This window comes from Candidatus Margulisiibacteriota bacterium (assembly GCA_003242895.1).
Taxonomy (GTDB): Bacteria; Margulisbacteria; Riflemargulisbacteria; order GWF2-39-127; family GWF2-39-127; genus GWF2-39-127.
Genome location: QKMY01000027.1, coordinates 1 through 3238 on the forward strand (window position 1 = coordinate 1; position 3238 = coordinate 3238).

General features: G+C 36.8%; 2 protein-coding genes. Both read right to left on the bottom strand.

The window, feature by feature from the left end; translation table 11 throughout:
• A partial coding sequence (locus DKM50_04260; protein ID PZM82158.1) for a hypothetical protein occupies window positions 1-2656 on the bottom strand: 2656 nt, incomplete at its 3' end.
• A partial coding sequence (locus DKM50_04265; GenBank protein ID PZM82159.1) for a hypothetical protein occupies window positions 2653-3238 on the bottom strand: 586 nt, incomplete at its 5' end. The genes DKM50_04265 and DKM50_04260, both read right to left, overlap by 4 nt.

Here is a 3238-nt window from a genome sequence, read left to right on the forward strand (position 1 = left end):
GGGGTAGCATGGGCGTACTGCTCTTGATGATGCGGAGAAACTGATTATTACTCATTCCCACCTTGTTCGCCAGCTTAAAGGTCAGAATGTTTTGCCCTTCGGCGAGGTCTAAAACTCCGGTCTGGGTGCGGCCCCAGCGGTCGACTTGATTGGGCGAACCGCCGTTCGCCCCTACGGGTAATAGCGATTTCCATGCAGCGAAATTATATGAATATGATAGCTCTTTCATTTTTTCAGGTAGCAACTCATAAACGACATTACGCATGATCATCGATTGTGCTTTAGTTGCGAATGTTCTAAGTGCCACTGGTCGCGTGAAATTATCGAACTTAAATAGAATATCTTCAGCGGTTTCTTCGTTTTCGTCTTTGACGAAGTCTGGATTGACTGTTGCCATACGTTCGTAATATTTAGTGATATTCGTACTGCCGGACGGCACATATACACGTAGCACATCCGCGTGGTGCTTGCTTGCATCCGTATAATCCGCGATCACATTACCCGGGAAATCGATATCTGAGTTCTTACTTATGCTCTCAAGGAACAACCCTGACCACGCAACATTGTTTGTTGCTATACGTACGTCGTTTTCGAGGCAGGTTAGCTCGGGTTTTTCGTACATTAAGTTTTCGATGAATTCGTGTTTCTTACGGATGGCGGGATGCGCTAAAACCACTTCACTAATTGAATTAGCATTCTCATCAATGTTATTTATTAATGATATTGCAGGTGCAAGTTGTATCCATTTCGCAATGTCAGGACTAATTGGACAAAACGGATTATATACCATCAACAAGTATGCGGCATCTGCTGCTGCTACTTGCATTGGGAAATCGTCTTTTATAAAACTCTCGAATCTTTCTGGTTTGAACAAATATGGATGAAATGTTGCATCCTTTAAAAATGGAATAGTAGCATCATCTGAGTAATCTACAATTCCGCCCAATCTATTTCCATAATTATATTTACCTTTAAAACTCCACTCTGGTACGGCGCCATCCCCATTCTCTAAAGGGGCAGATACCGGTATATTTAAATCGTTACCGATTTTGTTCATAATCGTATTCTTCGACATATCCAATGACAAAAATGATTTACTCCATAAGGACATAGCTTTTTCTGTCTCGGTACTTAACCCCGACCATTTAAGACTTCCCATAATATATGCGCTATCTTCGATCTCTTTTTCTTCTTCCTTGTTAACACCAAAACCATTAAAAATTTTAGCTGACTTTAATGCTCCTAATCCAAAACCCCCTCCAGCTCTGGCAAGTCCAACTTCAACTATTGATTCGACTGAATTTAAAGGCGACCCAATTCCATAGCCTACTTTAATTATTGGCCGGTCATACTGAGTATTCATATCGGCATTTGCATATTTCCATACCGTTGATCCTAATGGCAAAATGTCTCCAAAAGCTGGATTAACAACGCTCAGGATTTCATCCCACCCAGGATAAGTAAAGGTTGAAAACATAGGGCGGTTCCAGCCTCCATTTTCCTGCAAAAGAGCATAATATATTCTAGAAAAAGCATATTTATTTGCCATCATATAATACTGATACGGCAAGATTCGCAACATATTTGAATCTTTAATCATATTAACCATTCTAAGTATTGCCTCTGCCTTGATAAAATCTTTTGAATTCTGCCTCAAGACAGGCGCTAATGGTTCGACGAAATCATCCACGCTATTAAGCGACCCGACGGGATCAGTCAATAGCTTATTCATATCAATGTTTTTAAGCTCATCTTTATGATCAGATATAATTTTGAGCATTCTCCCGAAACTGCCATATGCTTTTTGAACATTACCTTCTGTAATAGCTCCAACCAAATCTCCAAAAATCGGCATCAAATATGGGCCAAGACCTATTTGTTGCCCGCTCTGAACAAATAAAAATGCAATTGCCTTAATTGAGGCTAACGCAGCCATATCACTGCCAGTAAATGGTGGAGCCAAAAATATTACCTTAGTCACATCATCCTGATAAAAACTATTCTTCACAAATCTGTCTTGATAATCATTCGGCTCAATTTGCCATTGATTATTTTGTAATCCACTACCAACAAAATCAACAATCTCCAATGAATTTGGCGCTCTTTCAGGGAATTGTCCAGAACATAAATATCCACGCACAGCCATATTCCCGTAACTATGGGTTAATATAAAATTCTGTGTAGGAATGTTACTAATATTTATCGGATTTGACTTAGAATAATAAATTCCATCCAAAGCAATTGCCGTGTTTAGCTCATAAGAGTTTTTAAAATCTTCCTGTGCCATATCAATCCAAGATTTGTTACGTGTATCATATTTACTACTACATTTGGGAGTATCCTGATCGTTGGTGTTTGATCCGAATTTTCTTCTGGGGCCTGTATATGAGCGATCACCGAATTCTCTTGCATTAATAAAAGCCGATTGTTCTGGGAAATTCTGAGAATATGCATGTATATTAAATGTAGGGATACCCATTTCTTCCAGGCAATCAACTACACCATCTTTATACCACTCGACATCCCATGAAGATACACCATGTACCATCATGAATTGATAATTAGGCGCAGGTTTAAGCTTCTTTTGCCTTTCTGTAGCAAAAGAAACATTAATCATTATCAATATTAGGATTAAAATTATTAGTATCTTCTTCATTTTATTTGTTTTTTATTTGCCCCATCAATATCTGTAATCCCAATATGTTTATGCTCTATGTCATACACTATTTTATTGCCGGATAAATTTAAGTTTACTCTTAAAAAATTTGTTAATGAAATATTAGAAGACGCAACATAATCATAATTCAAGTTATACTTATATAAATAACCATCATTAGAAAACAAAGCTATCTCATTACCATTATTAATGTATTGTGGATAAAACTTTCCATAAATATCAACGTTTGACGGAATAACCTGATTATTCGAATCCAACTGGTATAATAAATACGTACTTCCATTATAAAAAACATATACAATGTTTTGATTTATTTTCCACGATGGGAATTCCCCTTTAGTTAATATATTCATTACTTTCATTTCAAAATTATATTTTGATATAAAAATATTCCCAGAAGAATTATTTTCAAAAACAATTTCCTTGCTATCAGGCGACCAATCAAAAAATTCACCATCACCATCAACATTAGTAGTTATTGTCTCGATCTTATTCCCACCCCAATCAATAATATTAATATAGTTATTAACCGCATACCCAATATAATTGCTGCTAGTCGAC